Source organism: Clostridium sp. YIM B02555 (genome assembly GCF_022320955.1).
In the GTDB taxonomy this organism is placed as follows: domain Bacteria; phylum Bacillota; class Clostridia; order Clostridiales; family Clostridiaceae; genus Clostridium; species Clostridium saccharoperbutylacetonicum.
Genome location: NZ_JAKJJY010000018.1, coordinates 1 through 19,221, shown reverse-complemented (window position 1 = coordinate 19,221; position 19,221 = coordinate 1). Strand labels below are relative to the sequence as shown.

The following is a 19,221-nucleotide window of genomic DNA, read 5'->3' as shown; positions in this document are numbered from 1 at the left end:
CTGGCAGACGCACAGGACTTAAAATCCTGCGGTGGTTAAACACCGTACCGGTTCGATTCCGGTCTTCGGCACCAAAAGATTTAAGCAAAAGCTTAAGTCTTTTTTTGTTATTAAGTATATTTGCAAAAAGTTATAAAGTAATTTCGTCATTTGATAATTTATAAGTGTCAATAAATAAACAGCGTGGTCGTTTTGTTGCGGTTAGTAAGAGAAGTTTGAATAGGTGTAGGGTACTATTCATGCTTTTTTATTTTTATGAAAAAATAATTATATATAAACTACTAATAAGGCAAGATTAACGACAAAATAATTATGTGGAGTAAAAAATTATAAATTAACCTGTATACCCGCTTTTTCATGGAGGTGCACAGAGTTTTTAGTAAAATTTATGATAAGGAAAATAACATATTAAATAATTGTATATTAGTGAATTTTAGATGAAGTTGTCCAACGAATTTTTAATTAGTGAAACACCTTATGACATATATCGTAAAATATAGATGCTATAATCATATTACATTATTTGGAAATGAGGCGAGCTGATGTGCAGTATGGGTTAGGTGTAGACAAATATCAAGAGATAAGCAAAGTGACAAATGTAAAAAGGAACATAGGGATAAAAACATCTTTAGTAAGATTATGCACTATTTTGATAGCTGGGATTTTACTTGGAAGAGTAAGTTTGTTATTAAATCAATCAGATAGAAGTGGAATAGCTCCGATTGGATTAGCTTATTTAATAGCTATTGTTACAAAGGGAAATAAAAAAGACAATTTTGCAGCAGCAACGGGAATTGCCATGGGATATTTATCAATAAATAATCTATTAACAGATGGATATGCATATGTAACCTCTGTATTTTTAATAATGATATATTATACTTCTATACCAACAACAAGGAAAAGAAAGAGGGAGTTAATAGGTTTTATTATCATTTTAATCAGTTTCTTTTTTTATGGTCTTTGGATTAATAAATATGAACTGGGAATAGATATAACTTTGAGCATAATAGAAACATTAATTATTGTACCAATATATTATGTTATAAAATATGCGATAAATTCTATAGAAGTAATTAATACTAGTTATTTATATTCCTCTGAAGAGTTAGTTAGTATAAGTATATTTTTATGCTTATTAATTGCAGGGATAGGAAACGTTGATTTTGTTGATTATTCAATAAGAAATATATGTGCATTAACATTAGTTCTGGTAATTGCCTATATAGGAGGAGCTACATATGGAGCTATGATTGGAGTTTTAATGGGAATAATGATTGGGATTGCATCTAATAACATGATGTATAGTGTGGCTTTTTTTGGTGTTGGAGGACTGATAATTGGAATATTTAAAGATACAGGAAAAATATTTTCAATACTTTCAAGTATAATAATTTATTCTGCACTGGCGTTATATTCAAATTCAGTAACCTTAAAGTTGGCTGTTGAGGTCTTAGCTAGTTCTTTTTTATTCTTATGCATACCAAAGCTTATATATGAAAGTATTGAAATTGAGATAAATCCATATGTAAAAAAGGCATCTTTAGGGGAAATTCAATTGAATTCAATGAAAGAGGAATTTACTTTTAAGTTAAAAGAATTAACAAATGTACTGGCAAATGTGTCAAAGTGCTTACTCAATACTAATGATAATGAAAATTTATTGATTAAATCGAAAGGAAGTGCTTTAGTAGAGAATTTAGCAGATAGAAGTTGTTGCAACTGTGAGAATAGGATTTTATGCTGGAAAAAAGATTTTCATCAGACATTTAATGCATTTCAAATACTAATACAAAGATGTGAGGAGGGAAATTTAGAAATACCAGAATATTTACAAAAAAAATGTATTAAAAATTTTACGATTTTGAAATGTGCTGAATCAATTGTAAATAATTATAATGTAAATGAAACAATAAAAAACAGGTTGGCAGAGGGGAGGGAGATATTATCAGAACATATATCCAATATATCTCGAACCTTAAACGATCTTCTAGGTAGCTTTAAGAAAGAAGTTAATATTGATGTAGAATTAGAAGGTATAACAAAACGAATTTTGAATAAAAATTTAATAAATTATAGTGACGTTTTTTGTTATGTGGATAAAAATGGTAGAAGTAAAATTAGAATAAATATGAATGATTATGAGAATTTTAATTATTGTGAAAAAAATATAGTATCATTGTTAAACAATAATCTTAATATTAGAGTTCGTATAGGAGATGATGGAAGTAGTATCGATACTGAAACAAATCAACGTATTATAACAATAGAAGAAAAACCCAAATATCGTATGGTCTCTTATGTATCTGTTGAACCTAAAAGTGGAGAAAAGGAAATAGGAGATAGTTATAGTTTTGGAAGAGTTGTTGATGGATCATATATGACGATTTTAAGTGATGGAATGGGTTTTGGTCCAGAGGCGAAGGAAGAAAGTAAATCAACTGTTGATTTAGTAGAAAAACTTATGGAGGCTGGATTTGATGAAAACATAACAGTAAATACAGTTAATTCTATAATGGGAATGAGATTTGTAGAAAATGAAAAATATGCGACATTGGACTTGAGTAAAATTGATTTATATACTGGTCAAGGCGTTTTTGTGAAAATAGGTGCAGTCTCAAGCTTTATTAAGAGAGGGAGTGAGGTGAAGGTTATTAATTCAAAGAATTTGCCATTGGGACTTGTAGATGAGGTGGAGGTTGAAAGAATAAAAGAAGTTTTAAAGCCTGGTGATATATTGGTAAATATAAGTGATGGTGTTTTAGATATTGAAAGGTATAGCTTTGGAGAAGTAAGTTGGATTGAAGAGTATTTAAAGAATGTTAATGCGGGTCCTAGAGAACTATCTGAAAAAATATTAAATAGAGCGAAGAAATTAAGTGGAGGCATAGTTAAAGATGATATGACAGTAATAGTTTCAAAAATTTATTTGGATAGCTAAGGAGTATTGTTATTTTCCTATTTTATGAGATATTATAAATAGCTGTTTTAAAACTTTAGTGTATTATTAGTTTTGAAACAGCTTTTATAATTTATATTAAAAAGGTTTGCAGAAAAAAATTAAGGCAATAATGTTTACATTGGAAAAATATATGCGTAAAATATATTATGCAGTATTATATAATAATAGGAGTGTTTATTTTTGGACAGAAAAGTACTATCTTATATTAGAGATAATAAGTTATTAAAAAGTAAGGATAAGATTTTAGTTGCTCTCTCTGGTGGCCCAGATTCTTTGTGTCTTTTGAATATTTTGCTGGAGTTAAGACAAGAATTAGATATTGAGATAGCAGCTGCGCATTTAAATCACCTTTTGAGAGGGGCAGATGCAATTGGTGATGAAGAATATGTAATTGATATTTGCAATGCGATGGGGATAAAATGTTTTGTTAGACGTTTAGATATAAATATTTATGCTAAAGAACATAGATTATCATCTGAAATGGCAGGAAGAAAGGCTAGATATGATTTCTTTGAAGAAATTTCAGAAAAAGAGGGCTTTAACAAAATTGCAACTGCACACAATGCAAATGATCAAGCTGAAACAATTTTATTTAGACTTATGAGAGGAACAGGACTCGATGGGCTTGGAGGAATTAAAGCTTCAAGAGATGGAAAGATAATAAGACCAATTTTATGTTTATCAAGAAGTGAAGTAGAAGAATATATAGAATTAAAAAAATTAAATCCAAGAATTGATAAAACAAATTTTGAAAGGATTTATAACAGAAATAAAATAAGATTAGATATATTACCATATATGAAAGAAAATTTTAATGAGGACATAATAGATGCTTTGAATAGAATGGCTTTATTATTACAAAAGGACAATGAATTAATTGAAAATTTAGCTTTAAGTTTATACAATAAATATTGTATAGAGGATAGTGCTTATTTTATAATAAAAAAGGAAATATTTATTGAAGAAGAGCCTATAGCAACAAGAGTGTTAAGAAATGCACTAATAAAATATTCTAAGTCAAATTATGATTTTGAGATGAAGCATATATATGAAATTTTTCATTTAGCAAAAAAGAATTCAGGAAAGTTGATACATTTACCTAATGGTATTTATGCTGAGAATATCTATGGAGATATATACATAAAAAGTAAAGTAGAAAAGTATCATATAGATAATAAAATAGAAGATATAATTTTAGAAAAAAACAATATAAATGCAAATGAAATTATATTAGATAATTTTATAGTTAAATTCGAAGTTATTACTGACTATGAAATGAGTCAGATAATTTCAAATCAAAATAAATTCACAAAATATTTTGATTTTGATAAAATTAAGAATAATATTTCAATGAGAAATAGAAGAAATGGTGATAAAATTATTCCTTTAGGCATGACTGGAAATAAGAAAGTAAAAGACATTTTTATTGATATGAAAATACCTAAAGATGAAAGAGATAGTATCCCTATTTTATGTTTTGATAATAAAATTGCTTGGATTATTGGAATAAAAATCTCTGAAGAATATAAAATTACAGATAAAAGTGGAAATATATTAAAAGTAGTTGTTGAAAGAAAGGAATATTAGAATTATGAAACAGGATATACAAGAAATATTATTTTCGGAAGACGTTTTGAATAAACGTATTAAAGAACTTGCAAGTGAAATAAGTAACGATTATGAGGGGAAGAATTTAGTTGTAGTTGGTATATTGAAGGGTTCAGTATTGTTTGCGGCAGAGTTAATTAAAAACATTTCTGTTCTGTGTGAGATAGATTTTATGGCTGTTTCAAGCTATGGAAGTTCTACAGAAACATCTGGTGTTGTAAGAATTTTAAAAGATTTAGATAACAGCATTGAAGGTAAGGATATTTTATTAGTTGAAGATATTGTTGATACAGGAATTACTTTATCTTATCTGCTTAAGTATTTGCGTGCAAGAAATGCCAACAGCATAGAAATAATTTCGTTGTTAAATAAACCGGCTAGAAGAAAGGTAGATTTAGATGTTAAGTATATTGGATTTGAAGTGCCTGATGGATTCATAGTAGGTTATGGAATAGACTATGCGGAGAAATATAGAAACTTACCTTTTATAGGAATATTAAAACCAGAGGTATACAACAAATAGACAGTTTAAATTTATTGTAATAAAAATATTGATATGGTAAAATTTTAAATATGATGAGAGAGGGGGGCCTTGAATGAAAAAATATTCAAGTGCGGCTGTATGGATTGTATGTTCTGTTATGTTAATTCTAGCAGCGGTTACAATGTATCAAACAGGAAAAGGGTCTAGTGATATGGCATATAGTGCATTCGTACAGAAATGGAATGCCAATGAAATAGAAAGTATTGTTGTCAAAGAAGATAGTATGACAATAGAGGGAAGAACTACTGATAGCAAAACTTTTACAACTTATGCTCCAAGTGAGTTGGTTGGATCATTGATGGAAAAACAACCTAAGTCTGATGTTAAAGTAACTTTTGAGAAACCATCTAATAATGCAACATGGATAGCTACATTACTTCCATTTATATTAATGGCAGTGATGATATTTATATTTTTATTCATCTTTACTCAACAGTCACAAGGTGGAGGTGGCGGAAGGGGCGTTATGAATTTTGGTAAAAGTAAAGCTAAAATGGTAACTCCTGATACCCAAACAGTAACATTTAATGATATAGCAGGTGCTGATGAAGAAAAGGCAGAACTTGAAGAAATTGTTGATTTTCTTAAGCTACCAGCAAAATATATAAAGATGGGAGCAAGAATACCTAAAGGGGTATTATTAGTAGGTCCTCCGGGAACAGGAAAGACCTTGCTTGCAAAAGCGATAGCTGGAGAAGCTGGAGTTCCTTTCTTTAGTATATCAGGTTCAGATTTTGTTGAGATGTTTGTAGGTGTAGGTGCATCTAGAGTTAGAAGTTTATTTGAAGAAGCTAAGAAGAATTCACCATGTATAGTTTTCATAGATGAAATTGATGCAGTTGGAAGACAAAGAGGTGCTGGACTAGGTGGAGGGCACGATGAGAGAGAGCAAACATTAAATCAACTTCTTGTTGAGATGGATGGTTTCGGTGCTAATGAAGGGATTATTATGATAGCAGCAACAAATAGACCTGATATCTTAGATCCAGCATTATTAAGACCTGGAAGGTTTGATAGACAAGTAATTGTTGGTGCCCCTGATGTGAAAGGAAGAGAAGAAATTCTTAAAGTTCATACAAGAAAGAAACCACTTAGAGAGGATGTTAAATTAGATATTCTTGCTAAAAGAACACCAGGTTTTTCAGGAGCAGATTTAGAAAATTTAACAAATGAAGCAGCTTTGCTTGCTGTTAGAAGAGATAAGCAACAAATTTCAATGCAGGAAATGGAAGAAGCAATAACTAAAGTAATTGCAGGACCTGAAAAGAAGAGTAGAGTAATAACAGAGCATGATAGAAAGCTGACAGCATACCACGAAGCTGGGCATGCAGTTGTAATGAGATTACTTCCAAACTGTGATCCAGTTCATGAAATAAGTGTTATTCCAAGAGGAAGAGCAGGTGGGTATACTATGCATCTTCCAAAAGAAGATACTTCTTATACATCGAAGTCAAAACTTAAAGATGAAATGGTTGGCCTTTTAGGTGGAAGAGTAGCTGAAAAATTAATCTTGGGTGATATTAGTACTGGTGCAAAAAATGATATTGATAGAGCTAGTCATATAGCTAAAAGCATGGTTATGGATTATGGTATGAGTGAAGAAATAGGTACAATATCTTATAACACTGCGGGTCATGATGAAGTTTTCATTGGTAGAGATTTTGGTAAAGTAAGAGATTTTAGTGAGGAAATTGGAGCACGAATAGATAAAGAAATAAAGAAATTTATAGATGAAGCTTATGAAAAGGCAGAAAGTCTTTTAAAGGAAAATCAAGATAAATTGCATGCTGTTGCGCAAGCTTTAATTGAGAAGGAAAAACTTGATGCACGAGAATTTGAAGAAATTTTTGTAAGTAATTAAAAAATTTATTAGTAAAAAGTTATTTCAAAATATAAATGTTTGAAATAACTTTTTTTATAAGTTAGATTGGGTTTATTTTGAAAATATATTATTATCTATATGAAAAAAATATTAGATTAGATAAAAAGATTTATCTAAACACGAATGTTTTGGTGAAAAACATATTAATTATTCGAAAGAACTTTTATTAGCTAAAGTGAAGTGATATAATGGAAATACACTAAATTGATTCTTGGTTATATTAGGAGGAAACTTAAATGAAAAGTGACATTCAAATTGCACAAGAGGCAAAGATGGAGCCGATAAAAAATGTGGCAGAAAAATTAGGACTTTGCGAAGAGGATATAGAGTATTATGGAAAATATAAATGCAAAATATCCTTAGACGTCTATGAGAAAGTTAAAAATAATAAGAATGGGAAACTGGTTTTAGTTACAGCTATAAACCCAACTCCAGCTGGAGAAGGAAAGTCAACAGTTACTGTAGGTTTAGGTCAGGCAATGAATAAACTAGGAAAGAATGCTGTAATAGCATTAAGAGAACCATCATTAGGACCTGTTTTTGGTGTAAAAGGTGGTGCGGCAGGTGGAGGTTATGCTCAAGTAGTTCCGATGGAAGATATCAATCTTCATTTTACTGGTGATATGCATGCCATTACATCAGCTAATAATTTATTATCAGCAGCTATAGATAATCATATCCATCAAGGAAATGTTTTAGGTATTGATTCAAGAAGAATTGTTTTTAAAAGAGTTATGGATATGAATGATAGAGCTCTTAGACATATTGTTGTTGGAATGGGCGGAAAAGTAAATGGATTTGTTAGAGAAGATGGCTTTAATATAACTGTTGCATCTGAAATAATGGCTATATTATGCTTAGCAAGTGATTTAGAAGATTTAAAACAAAGAATGGGAAATATTGTGGTTGCTTATAATTTAGAGGGGGCACCTGTTTATGCTAAAGAATTAGAAGTTCAAGGTGCTATGGCATTGTTAATGAAGGATGCTATTAAACCTAATTTAGTTCAAACGTTAGAAAATACTCCAGCATTAATACATGGGGGACCATTTGCTAATATTGCGCATGGCTGCAATTCTATAATGGCAACTAAACTTGCATTAAAACTTGGAGATGTTGTAATTACAGAAGCAGGATTTGGTGCTGATTTAGGTGCTGAAAAGTTCTTTGATATTAAATGCAGATATGGAGATTTAACACCAGAATGTGTTGTCATAGTTGCAACAATACGAGCATTAAAACATCATGGTGGAGTAGCTAAGGCTGAATTAAATGTTCCTAATGTTGAAGCGTTGTCAAAGGGGATAACTAATTTAGAAAAGCAAATAGAAAATATTAAGAAATTCAACGTTAAACCAGTTGTCGCAATAAATAAATTTATTACTGATAGTAATGAAGAAGTCGAATTTATTAAAGAGTTCTGCAATAAAATGGGCGTTCAGGTAGCTCTTTGTGATGTATGGGCTAAAGGAGGAGAAGGCGGAATAGAACTTGGAAATATAGTATTAAATATACTTGAGAATAATGATTCTAAATTTGCTCCTATATATAGTAAAGAAGAGTCTATAGAAAATAAAATAATGACAATTGCCAGGGAAATATATGGTGCAGATAAGGTTAATTATACATTGGCGGCTAAGAAGCAGATTGCAGAATTAGAAAAGTTTGAATTAGATAAGTTGCCTATTTGTATGGCTAAAACTCAATATTCACTGTCAGACAATCCGAGTCTTTTAGCTAGACCTAATGGATTTGATATAACAGTTAAGGAAGTTAGGGTATCTAATGGCGCAGGATTCATTGTTGTTCAGACAGGAGATATAATGACTATGCCAGGTCTTCCTAAAGTACCAGCTGCAAATAAAATGGATGTCTTAAAAGATGGAGAAATATTAGGTTTATTTTAGGTAAGATAGTTTAATTAATACTTTGAAAATTTAGTTATTATAAATAAATAGTTTTATGGTATTTAAGCAAGATATAAACACTTGACAAATATATTAAAATTGTTAAAATTATATTGTTATTTTCTAAATTAAGGCAGCTCTTTGGGCTGCTTTTAATTTAACTATATTAAGGTGGTGCTTTCTATGATCTTGCTTGTTGATGCAGGTAATACAAATATTGTTTTAGGAGTACATGATGGAAATAAATACATAGCGAGTTGGCGTATTTCAAGTGGAGGGAATAAAACTTCTGATGAGTATAGTATACAGGTTATGCAGTTATTTAATCTTGGTAATATAAATCCAAAAGATATTACAGGAGTTATAGTTTCATCTGTTGTTCCTAACATAATGCATTCTTTAGAGAATATGTTAAAAAAATGTTTTAATCATGAACCTATAATAGTAGGACCGGGAATAAAGACGGGAATAAACATTAAATATGATAATCCAAAAGAAGTTGGAGCTGATAGAATAGTAAATTCTGTTGCGGCTTACGAAATTTATAAAAGGCCTGTAATTATAATAGATTTTGGAACAGCTACGACCTTTTGTGCACTAAGAGAAAATGGAGATTATCTTGGAGGGTGCATATGTCCAGGAATTAGAATTTCAGCAGACGCATTGTTTGAAAGAGCTGCGAAGCTTCCTAGAGTAGAGCTTGAAATACCTAAGGGAATTATTTGTAAAAATACAGTATCAAGTATGCAAGCGGGAATTTTATATGGATATATTGGGCAAGTTGAATATATAGTTAGAAAAATGAAGAAGGAAATGATGACTTCTAAATATAAAGAAGAACCATTTGTATTAGCTACAGGGGGATTAGCGAATTTAATAGCTAAAGAAACTGATGTTATTGACAAGGTTGATTCGGATTTAACATTAGAGGGATTAAAGATTTTGTACGAAAAAAATAAAGAAATGGCGAATTGCTAAATTTAAGGAGTAAATTCTGAATGAAAATAGGTAATTTAACCTTTGATAATAATGTGTTTTTAGCACCTATGGCTGGTGTAACAGATATATCATTTAGAGGATTATGCAAGGAAATGGGATGTGGATTGGTTTATACTGAAATGGTTAGTGCTAAAGCATTATATTATGGAAGTGAGAATACTCAGACATTGCTTAGAATAGCTGAGGAAGAGAAACCAGTTGCGGTACAAATCTTTGGCAGAGAACCAGAAATAATGGCAAGTATATGTGAACAATATTTAAATGATAGAGATGATATTTGTATTATAGATATCAATATGGGGTGTCCTGCGCCCAAAATAGTTAAAAATGGAGAAGGATCTGCATTGATGAAGGAGCCTAATCTTGCATATGATATTGTAAAGGCGATAAAGAAGATTTCAAAGAAACCTGTTACAGTTAAATTCAGAAAAGGATTTGATGAAGATAATATTAATGCTGTAGAATTTGCAAATATTATGGAGGAAGCAGGAGCCGATGCAATTACTGTTCATGGAAGAACAAGAAAACAAATGTATCAAGGGGTTGCAGACTGGGATATAATTAAAAAAGTTAAAGATACCGTTTCTATACCTGTAATAGGTAATGGCGATGTGTTCTCAACTGAAGATGCTATTAAGATAAAAAAGATAACAAATTGTGATGGAATAATGATTGCTAGAGGAAGCCAAGGGAATCCATGGATATTTAGAGAGATAAACAGTGCACTAAAAGGAGAGGCTATTTCAGAAGTTTCAAATAAAGAAAAAATTGAAATGTGCCTTAAACATTATAATCTAGCGATTAAATATGATGGAGAATTTAAGGCCATAAGAGAAATGCGAAAACATGCGTCGTGGTATATAAAAGGCCTTCCTAAATGTACTGAAATAAGAAATCAAATTAATACAATAGATGATAGTAAGAAAGTAATTGAAGTATTAATTAAATATATGGAAGAACTATAATATTATAATATTTAAAAAAATTATTTCAAATGTGAATTAAAAAATAAATTGTTGATATTATAATATTAATAGTACTTATATTTATTTTATAAATCTGAGGGAAAGATGGTTGTTGCTTTATTTTAGGATTTATTGACATATCAAATATGCTGATTTATAATTAGTTAAATGTCAGTTGGAAACAAAAATTGTTTAAGTTATTTAGTAATTAAGGTTATCTTATTGGGAATATATATTAATAACGTATTTTTTGACTGATTAAGGAGTGTTTTAATAAATATAAAATAATGAACATAGTTATTAATTAAAAAATTATAGAAGGTTTTAAAGGGGAGTAAAGTATATGAGCCAAACAAAACAATATGTAATGACTTATGAAGGTGTTAAAAAATTAGAAGGTGAATTGGAATATTTAAAAACTGTAAAAAGAAAAGAAATAACTGAAAAAATTAAAATTGCATTAGGATATGGAGATCTAAGTGAAAATTCAGAATATGATGAAGCTAAAAACGATCAGGCATTTACAGAAGGAAGAATAATTCAATTAGAAAACATGTTAAAAAATGCAGTGGTTGTTGATGAATCAGAAATTCCAAGTGATATTGTTTCAGTTGGAGCAAAAGTTAAAGTTAAAGACTATGAATTTGACGAAGAAGTTGAGTATTTAATTGTAGGTTCAGCTGAAGCGGATCCTATGAATTTTAAAATATCAAATGAATCACCAGTTGGAAAAGCCTTAGTAGGCAAAAAAGTTGGTGAAATAATAGAAGTAGCAGTTCCTGATGGAATTAATAAATTCGAGATATTGGGAATAAGTAGAAATTAATTGGAGGTACATTATGTCAACAGAAGAAATGAGCATGCAGGAATTAGAGTCTCAATATAATGAACAAGAAGGATTGAGAAGAACTAAACTAGCAGAGCTACAAAATGCCGGAAAAGATCCTTTTGATGTATATAAAGTAAACAGAACTCATACATCAGAAGAAGTTAAGGCAAACTATGACGAATTAGAAGGAAAAGAAGTAACAGTTGCAGGAAGACTGATGTCTAAAAGAGGTCAAGGGAAAGTTGTATTTTCAGATATACACGATAAAGATGGAAAGATACAATTATTCTTAAAGATTGATAAAGTTGGAGAAGAGAATTTAAAGCAATACAAGGCATTTGATCTAGGTGACTGGGTTGCAGCGACAGGTGAAGTGTTTACAACAAAAACAGGGGAAGTATCTGTAAATGTAAATACTTTTGAATTAACATGTAAATCTTTAAAGCCACTTCCAGAAAAATGGCATGGATTAAAAGATCCAGATTTAAGATATAGACAAAGAGAAGTTGATATAATTACAAATGCAGAAGTAAAAGAGACTTTTATAAAGAGAAGTAAAATTATTTCAGCTATGAGAGAATTTTTAGATAATAAAGGTTTTGTAGAAGTAGAAACTCCAATACTTGGAGCTATAGCTGGTGGAGCAGCGGCTAGACCGTTTGTCACTCATCACAATACTTTAGATATTGATATGTACTTAAGAATTGCAACAGAGTTATATCTTAAGAGATTGATAGTTGCTGGTTTTGAAAAAGTATATGAAATAGGAAGAAATTTTAGAAACGAAGGTATGTCGGTTAGACATAATCCTGAATTTACAGCAATTGAATTATATGAAGCATATTCGGATTATAATGATATGATGGAAATTACAGAAAATATGGTTGCGCATATATGTGAAAAGGTAAATGGAACTACTAAAGTTAATTATCAAGGAACTGAAATAGATTTCAAGCCACCTTGGAGAAGAATAACTATGGTGGATGCAGTAAAAGAATATGCGGGAGTAGATTTTAATCAAATTAAATCCGATGAAGAAGCTCAAGCTATAGCTAAAGAAAAGCATTTAGAATTTGCTAAACCATTAGATACAGTAACTAAAGGTGAAGTATTAAATATGTTATATGAAGAATTTGGTGAAGCTAATATGATTCAGCCTACATTTATAACAGATTATCCAGTAGAAATATCACCTCTTACAAAGAAAAAGAGAGGAAATCCTGAATTTACTGAAAGATTTGAAGGATTTGTATTTGGAAGAGAAATTTGTAATGCGTATTCAGAATTAAATGATCCTATAGTTCAAAGACAAAGATTTGAACAACAGGCTAAGGAAAGAGAACTTGGTGATGATGAAGCATATATGTTAGATGAACAATTTATGAGTGCTCTAGAAACAGGTATGCCTCCTACAGGTGGAATGGGAATGGGAATAGATAGACTTGTAATGTTCTTAACTGACTCAGCATCAATTAGAGATGTTATATTATTCCCAACAATGAGACCTCAGAAGTAATTTGATTTAAGTATATTAAAGATATGTAGATATAGTTAAACAAAAGGGTTTATATATATTTCGAGTATATATGAATCTTTTTTGTTTAATTTATTAAAAAAGCTTGCAAAATTTTGAGAAACTGATATAATTGATTAGGTAATGACGTTCCGCGATAGCTCAATGGTGGAGCACTCGGCTGTTAACCGATAGGTTGGAGGTTCGAGTCCTCTTCGCGGAGCCATTTTTTTGTTTGAAAATAGAAAATTGTGATTTGCTAAAGACAGAAGGTATTCTGCCTTATTTTTTTGCACTTGAATGCTAAGGAGAAAGGCTGACTTTTGAAAAGTTAAGTTTGTTAGGGATTAAGCTTGAATTTATAGTAAGAGATTTGGGGAATTGTCAATAATTTTTGAATTTAGAAAATAAATTTATAATAAAAATAAAAAAAGGGTTGCAAAATTAATAAAAGCTGATATAATAGATTAAGTAATGACGTTCCGCGATAGCTCAATGGTGGAGCACTCGGCTGTTAACCGATAGGTTGGAGGTTCGAGTCCTCTTCGCGGAGCCATTTTTTTTATTTAAAAATAATATTGGAAAACAATAAAAGGTAGAAGAATTTTCTACCTTATTTTTTTATATTACATTTGACTTATTATCAATAAAGTCAAAGTTATCTAGAACTACATCAACTGTGTATTTTTTTATATTGTTTTTATCTAAATAGCTACCTGTTTTAATTTTACCTTCTATTGATAGTTTATGACCTTTAGCAACATACTTAGATAGAATCTCAGCTTTTTTATCAAAAGCAACAATATCAATAAAATTAGTTGAAGGCTCTTTTGAAGTTGGATTGTATTCATCCACAGATAAAGTGAATTTTACATAAGATCTTTCTCCATTTCCAAAGTACTGAAGTTCTAAATCTCTAGTTATTCTACCTATAAGATATACTTTATTCATACATTTCCTCCTAAATTATTGTTTGTTATAAGTTTAGACAAAAACATAGGTTCGTATTCAAATAAAAAATGAAAAATAGGGTTGCATAATTAAAAAAAACTGATATAATAGATTAAGTAATGACGTTCCGCGATAGCTCAATGGTGGAGCACTCGGCTGTTAACCGATAGGTTGGAGGTTCGAGTCCTCTTCGCGGAGCCATTTTTTTATATTTTTTTAAGAATATATTTTATATATTGACAGAAAAATTAATTTTGTTAAAATTAATTTATAAATTGAATATACATGTTGAAAAAGAGTAGTAATTCATAAGTCAATTATAGAGAGATGGTGTTTGGTGAAAACCATCATTGATTTAGGATGAATGGAGCTTTTGAGTGTAAGATTATTAGTGAAGAAAGATGGGCCTAAGCCAAGAAGGGTGGAACCGCGGAATTATAATTTCGTCCCTTTGTGGTTAAGGCTTTTTTTATTTTATAAAATTATATTTTGGAGGGATAAATAATGTCAGTAGAAAAAACAATGGATAAGATCACAATTCTTTGCAAAAATAGAGGATTTATATTTCCTGGATCAGACATATATGGTGGATTGGCCAATTCGTGGGATTATGGTCCTTTAGGAGTTGAATTTAAAAATAATGTTAAAAAAGCATGGTGGAAAAAGTTTGTTCAAGAAAGTCCATACAATGTAGGTTTGGATTCTGCTATTTTAATGAATAGAGAAGTTTGGGTAGCCTCAGGGCATGTCGGCGGTTTCTCAGATCCATTGATGGATTGTAAGGAGTGTAAAGCAAGATTTAGAGCAGATAAATTGGTTGAAGATCATATGACAGCCAATGGAGCAGAAGTAGCCAGCGCTGATGGATGGACAAATGAACAACTAAAAGAGTACATTGAAAGTAATAATATTGTATGTCCTAAATGTGGAAAGATGAATTATACAGATATAAGAAAATTCAACCTTATGTTTAAAACATTCCAAGGTGTTACTGAAGATGCTAAATCTGAAGTTTTCTTAAGACCAGAAACAGCTCAAGGTATATTTGTTAACTTTAAAGCAGTTCAAAGAACTTCAAGAAAGAAAGTTCCATTTGGTATTGCTCAAATTGGTAAATCATTTAGAAATGAGATTACACCTGGTAATTTTACATTTAGAACAAGAGAATTTGAACAAATGGAATTAGAATTTTTCTGCAAGCCAGGAACAGATTTAGAGTGGCATAAATATTGGAAAGATTACTGCTGGAAGTTCTTGATGGATTTGAACGTTAAACCGGAAAATTTAAGAATGAGAGATCATGGTGAAGAAGAATTATCATTCTATTCAAATGCAACTTCTGATATAGAATATCTATTCCCATTTGGTTGGGGAGAACTTTGGGGTATAGCAGATAGAACAGACTATGACTTAAATAAGCATCAAGAACATTCTGGTCAAGATTTAAGTTACTTGGATCAAGCAACCAATGAGAAATATATACCATACGTTATAGAACCATCTTTAGGTGCAGACAGAGTTACTTTAGCATTTTTGATTGAAGCGTATGATGAAGAAGAATTAGAAGATGGTGATGTTAGAACAGTATTACATCTACATCCAGCATTAGCACCATTTAAAGCTGCTATATTACCTCTTTCTAAGAAACTTTCAGAAAAAGCTTTAGATGTTTATGCTGAACTAAGTAAGAAGTTTAATATTGAATTTGATGAAACAGGAAGCATAGGTAAAAGATATAGAAGACAAGATGAGATAGGAACTCCTTATTGTATAACAATTGATTTTGATACACTAGAAGATGGAGCTGTTACTATTAGAAATAGAGATACTATGGTACAAGAAAGAATTAAGATAAGTGAAGTAGAAAATTATATACAAAAAAGTTTAGAATTTTAAAGAGTAAAAAAGATAATGAACTGGCTCAATAATTTATTAAGAGTCAGTTTATTTTTTGTTTTAAGGTGTTATAATTGAAATGGAAAAGAACGGATTTTATCAATAAGTTATATTATATAGTTAATTAAATATGGAGGAAAAATATGAAGAAGAATTTTGAAGAGTTTAAAAAGTATATTATTGGCAAAAGGGTTGGTGTTGTAGGAATAGGAGTTAGCAATATTCCTTTAATAAATTTTTTGTTGGAGTTAGGTGCAGTAGTAACAGCTTTTGACAAAAAGACTATAGAAGAACTTGGAGATGTAGGAACTGATTTTGTTAATAAAGGTGTAAAATTAGAACTTGGTGAAAATTATTTAGATTCTCTTACTGGATTTGATGTAGTGTTTAAAACCCCATCAATGAGAATTGATAGTGAAGCTTTAATTAGAGTTAAAAATGAAGGTGCATACATAACTTCTGAAATGGAGGAGTTTGTAAGATACACTAAAGGAAAAGTGTACGCGGTAACAGGTAGTGATGGTAAGACAACAACTACAACAATTATATCGAAATTATTAGAAGAACAAGGTTATAAAACTTGGGTTGGAGGAAATATAGGAACTCCATTATTTTCTCAAATAGAAAGTATAAAAGAAGAGGATAAGGTTGTATTAGAATTATCAAGTTTTCAACTTATGACCATGACTCAAGAAATAGACGTGGCTGTATGCACAAATTTATCACCTAATCATTTAGATATGCATAAGGATATGCAAGAATATATAGATGCTAAAAAAAATATATTCTTATATCAGAATTCAAATGGAATTTTAGTATTGAATAGAGAAAACGAAATTACTTATGAGTTTAAAAAAGAAGCCAAAGGTGATGTTAAATTGTTCAGTTCTAAGAGAGAAATAGAGGGTGGAGCATACTTCAAAGAAGGAATACTATATCTTGAAGGAAAAGAAGTGTGTAAGAAGAGTGATATAGTGATTAAGGGAATGCATAATGTTGAAAATTATCTTGCGGCATTTCTGGCAGTTAAAGAAGATGTCTCTATAGAGTCAATGAAAAAAGTAGCAGAAACATTTGAAGGTGTTGAACATAGATGTGAATTTATAAGAGAACTAGATGGTGTCAAGTATTATAATGATTCCATAGCATCTAGTCCTACAAGAACACTAGCAGGCCTTAAGGCTTTTGACGAAAAAGTAATATTAATTGCAGGGGGATATGATAAGCATATACCATTTGAACCACTAGCTTATGAAGGATATCCATATATAAAAGAGTTGATTCTACTTGGAGCTACAAGGGATAAAATTAGAGAGGTGTTTGATAAATTATATAAAGAGCAAGAAATTAAAATAAATATAAAGACTGTTGAAACTATGGAGGATGCGGTGAAAGAGGCTAGGAGTGTTGCAAGATCTGGAGATATAGTAACATTATCGCCAGCCTGTGCTTCGTTTGATATGTATCCAAATTTTATGATTAGAGGAAATACATTTAAAACTATGGTTAATGCATTATAGGAAAAGAAAGATGATTAAAGAAATTTTACTATGTAAATATCTTTAATCATCTTTTTGTAATTATAAAATATTTTTATATCTAAAATATAAAAATATTTTAAAGAAGTTAATTTTATAAGGATAAGCTTTTATAGTAAATATTGTTAACATTAATACTTGGACTATAAAAAATACCCATAGAAGTTAAATAATAATCATTTATACCTTCAGATATCTCAGGTTTATATGTTGCGGTTGAATTTTTCAAATCTACAGATAATGAGTATAGATTATTTGAATCATCACCATTAATAAAATAAATAGATTTATTAAAAATCTTTAATTGAAATCCATTCATTATATAAATTCTTTTACAATTTAGATTAGAAGGATCCAAGGAATATAAATTGTTGTTATCAGACGAATTAAAAAATAACAATTGACCTTCATAAACTATGAAACTATTAGCTGTGTAATCAGTTAGTTTTTGTCTGTTAGTTCCATCTGTCTTAATAGAATATAATTTTGAATTGTCGCTCAGATTTTGATAAATAATATAATCACCGCTTACTATAAAAGAACCTACACTATCAGCAGAGACTAATGCATTATTTGAAGTTGTAGTATCATAACTGTATATTCTTTGGGAGTCGCTTTTGTTTATATAAAATAAACTTGTATTTACGCTTATTAAATTATGAACGGAATGTGTAGTTAGCTTCTTGTAAGTTTTATCTGTTAAATTGTAAGAACTTAATGCATTGTTTTCTGTGCCGTTTGAAAAATAAATAATTTTATCTATTAATGCAATGTTGTCAGCAGAATAATCAGCAAAGTCAGTTACGTTTTTACTTTGAAGAATATCCTTTGGAAGAGGGCTTGGAATAGTTGAAATTCTATTATTTTCGTCAGGATTAGGAAATATCAAATTAGTTCCATCAATAATAAAAGGACAAAAATATGTTGCGCTATCACTTAATGAAAAGGAAGCAGATGATGAGCCAGATGCATTGTATGTTTGAAGTTGCTTTGTAGAAGAAGTATTAGTATTAGAACTAGAACCTGTTGATGGATTATTGGTGGAACTACAACCAATAAATGAAAGTGTAGATAATATTAAAATTACATGAATTAATTTTCTATTCATTATTAAAATCTCCCTAATAAAAATTATATTGCAATATAAAATTAGTTAATAATATATATTGTCGTATAATAATTATAACTTCTATAGGGGATAATATCTAATAAGTTTTCAAACTAAAAATTATGACCTTTTCTAGATTAATATTAAAATAATACTATTATTTAAGATTATTTTGATTATAGGCAATTAACTTTGCCTGGTGTATCTGCTGGCGATATTTTAAGAGAAAACAAGAAATATAGAGAAAAAGGCTTTTAATTAACTTAGATTTTAGATAGCGGTATAATATATCAAAAAAAAAATGGTACTATAATATTCGTTGTCACAGCAAGTGAGCAACAGAAAAGAATTAGTTGGCAGTAATTGTTTAGAATTTATAAAAAATAAATGTTGACAATAATGGCTAACGGTGATATTATTATAAAGCAGTCGCGAGACTGTGAAGATCTTTGAAAATTGAACAGAATAAGATAAATACATTTAAGTAAACCAGCAATTTTTATTTGAGTAAGCTAAGAT

The 19,221-nt window shown here is 29.9% G+C and carries 13 protein-coding genes, 3 tRNA genes and 1 other annotated feature; of the genes, 14 read left to right on the top strand and 2 right to left on the bottom strand.

Annotation, left to right across the window (positions count from 1 at the left end; all coding sequences use genetic code 11):
• The first annotated feature begins 529 nt into the window (after positions 1-529).
• The 11 genes from spoIIE to L3B98_RS20575 all read left to right on the top strand — a co-directional run bounded on the left by spoIIE (position 530) and on the right by L3B98_RS20575 (position 13,765).
• Positions 530-2,941, top strand: coding sequence for a stage II sporulation protein E (gene spoIIE / locus L3B98_RS20625; RefSeq protein WP_238918081.1), 2,412 nt, complete (start codon positions 530-532; stop codon positions 2,939-2,941).
• Positions 2,942-3,142: 201 nt separating this feature from the next.
• Entirely contained in the window at positions 3,143-4,549 is a 1,407-nt protein-coding gene (tilS, locus tag L3B98_RS20620) for a tRNA lysidine(34) synthetase TilS (RefSeq protein ID WP_238918080.1), read from the top strand.
• A 4-nt stretch (positions 4,550-4,553) separates the two neighbouring features.
• A complete protein-coding gene (gene hpt / locus L3B98_RS20615; protein WP_015390293.1) occupies positions 4,554-5,093 on the top strand; it encodes a hypoxanthine phosphoribosyltransferase in 540 nt (179 codons plus the stop codon).
• Positions 5,094-5,166: 73 nt separating this feature from the next.
• Positions 5,167-6,975: an ATP-dependent zinc metalloprotease FtsH gene (gene ftsH / locus L3B98_RS20610; RefSeq protein ID WP_238918079.1), complete on the top strand. Its 1,809-nt coding sequence runs from the start codon at positions 5,167-5,169 to the stop codon at positions 6,973-6,975.
• A gap of 257 nt (positions 6,976-7,232) precedes the next feature.
• Positions 7,233-8,903, top strand: a complete 1,671-nt coding sequence (locus L3B98_RS20605) for a formate--tetrahydrofolate ligase (protein ID WP_238918078.1) — start codon at positions 7,233-7,235, stop codon at positions 8,901-8,903.
• Between the two features lie 183 nt (positions 8,904-9,086).
• On the top strand, positions 9,087-9,881 hold the full coding sequence (locus L3B98_RS20600) for a type III pantothenate kinase (RefSeq protein ID WP_015390296.1): 795 nt from the start codon (positions 9,087-9,089) through the stop codon (positions 9,879-9,881).
• A gap of 20 nt (positions 9,882-9,901) precedes the next feature.
• Positions 9,902-10,867: a tRNA dihydrouridine synthase DusB gene (dusB, locus tag L3B98_RS20595; RefSeq protein ID WP_077359768.1), complete on the top strand. Its 966-nt coding sequence runs from the start codon at positions 9,902-9,904 to the stop codon at positions 10,865-10,867.
• Between the two features lie 343 nt (positions 10,868-11,210).
• Positions 11,211-11,693, top strand: coding sequence for a transcription elongation factor GreA (gene greA, locus L3B98_RS20590; protein ID WP_015390298.1), 483 nt, complete (start codon positions 11,211-11,213; stop codon positions 11,691-11,693).
• A 13-nt stretch (positions 11,694-11,706) separates the two neighbouring features.
• Positions 11,707-13,212, top strand: a complete 1,506-nt coding sequence (gene lysS / locus L3B98_RS20585; protein WP_015390299.1) for a lysine--tRNA ligase — start codon at positions 11,707-11,709, stop codon at positions 13,210-13,212.
• A 148-nt stretch (positions 13,213-13,360) separates the two neighbouring features.
• Positions 13,361-13,435, top strand: a tRNA-Asn gene (locus L3B98_RS20580).
• Between the two features lie 255 nt (positions 13,436-13,690).
• A tRNA-Asn gene (locus L3B98_RS20575) sits at positions 13,691-13,765 on the top strand.
• A gap of 65 nt (positions 13,766-13,830) precedes the next feature.
• On the opposite strand, the gene L3B98_RS20570 is transcribed toward L3B98_RS20575, so the two are convergent.
• Positions 13,831-14,160 carry a single-stranded DNA-binding protein gene (locus L3B98_RS20570; RefSeq protein WP_238918077.1) on the bottom strand — a complete coding sequence of 110 codons (330 nt, stop codon included), beginning with the start codon at positions 14,158-14,160 and terminating at the stop codon, positions 13,831-13,833.
• A gap of 126 nt (positions 14,161-14,286) precedes the next feature.
• On the opposite strand from L3B98_RS20570, the gene L3B98_RS20565 reads away from it, so the two are divergent.
• The 3 genes from L3B98_RS20565 (at position 14,287) to murD (ending at position 17,576) form a co-directional block, all read left to right on the top strand.
• Positions 14,287-14,361 (top strand) — tRNA-Asn (locus L3B98_RS20565).
• 78 nt (positions 14,362-14,439) lie between these two features.
• Positions 14,440-14,614 (top strand) — a binding site (T-box leader).
• Between the two features lie 50 nt (positions 14,615-14,664).
• Positions 14,665-16,056 carry a glycine--tRNA ligase gene (locus L3B98_RS20560; RefSeq protein ID WP_238918076.1) on the top strand — a complete coding sequence of 464 codons (1,392 nt, stop codon included), beginning with the start codon at positions 14,665-14,667 and terminating at the stop codon, positions 16,054-16,056.
• Positions 16,057-16,199: 143 nt separating this feature from the next.
• The gene (gene murD, locus L3B98_RS20555) at positions 16,200-17,576 is read left to right on the top strand and encodes a UDP-N-acetylmuramoyl-L-alanine--D-glutamate ligase (RefSeq protein WP_238918075.1); all 1,377 of its coding nucleotides are present in this window, start codon (positions 16,200-16,202) and stop codon (positions 17,574-17,576) included.
• A gap of 112 nt (positions 17,577-17,688) precedes the next feature.
• Here murD and L3B98_RS20550 read toward each other — a convergent pair whose 3' ends face one another.
• Positions 17,689-18,702 (bottom strand): DUF5050 domain-containing protein, encoded by a 1,014-nt coding sequence (locus tag L3B98_RS20550; protein WP_238918074.1) that lies wholly within the window; start codon positions 18,700-18,702, stop codon positions 17,689-17,691.
• Positions 18,703-19,221 lie beyond the last annotated feature (519 nt).

Coding starts and splice junctions, on each gene's coding strand:
- spoIIE (WP_238918081.1), top strand. CDS start 530: ATGAGGCGAGCTGATGTGCAGTATGGGTTAGGTGTAGACAAATATCAA.
- hpt (WP_015390293.1), top strand. CDS start 4,554: ATGAAACAGGATATACAAGAAATATTATTTTCGGAAGACGTTTTGAAT.
- ftsH (WP_238918079.1), top strand. CDS start 5,167: ATGAAAAAATATTCAAGTGCGGCTGTATGGATTGTATGTTCTGTTATG.
- L3B98_RS20605 (WP_238918078.1), top strand. CDS start 7,233: ATGAAAAGTGACATTCAAATTGCACAAGAGGCAAAGATGGAGCCGATA.
- L3B98_RS20600 (WP_015390296.1), top strand. CDS start 9,087: ATGATCTTGCTTGTTGATGCAGGTAATACAAATATTGTTTTAGGAGTA.
- dusB (WP_077359768.1), top strand. CDS start 9,902: ATGAAAATAGGTAATTTAACCTTTGATAATAATGTGTTTTTAGCACCT.
- greA (WP_015390298.1), top strand. CDS start 11,211: ATGAGCCAAACAAAACAATATGTAATGACTTATGAAGGTGTTAAAAAA.
- lysS (WP_015390299.1), top strand. CDS start 11,707: ATGTCAACAGAAGAAATGAGCATGCAGGAATTAGAGTCTCAATATAAT.
- L3B98_RS20570 (WP_238918077.1), bottom strand. CDS start 14,160: ATGAATAAAGTATATCTTATAGGTAGAATAACTAGAGATTTAGAACTT.
- L3B98_RS20560 (WP_238918076.1), top strand. CDS start 14,665: ATGTCAGTAGAAAAAACAATGGATAAGATCACAATTCTTTGCAAAAAT.
- murD (WP_238918075.1), top strand. CDS start 16,200: ATGAAGAAGAATTTTGAAGAGTTTAAAAAGTATATTATTGGCAAAAGG.
- L3B98_RS20550 (WP_238918074.1), bottom strand. CDS start 18,702: ATGAATAGAAAATTAATTCATGTAATTTTAATATTATCTACACTTTCA.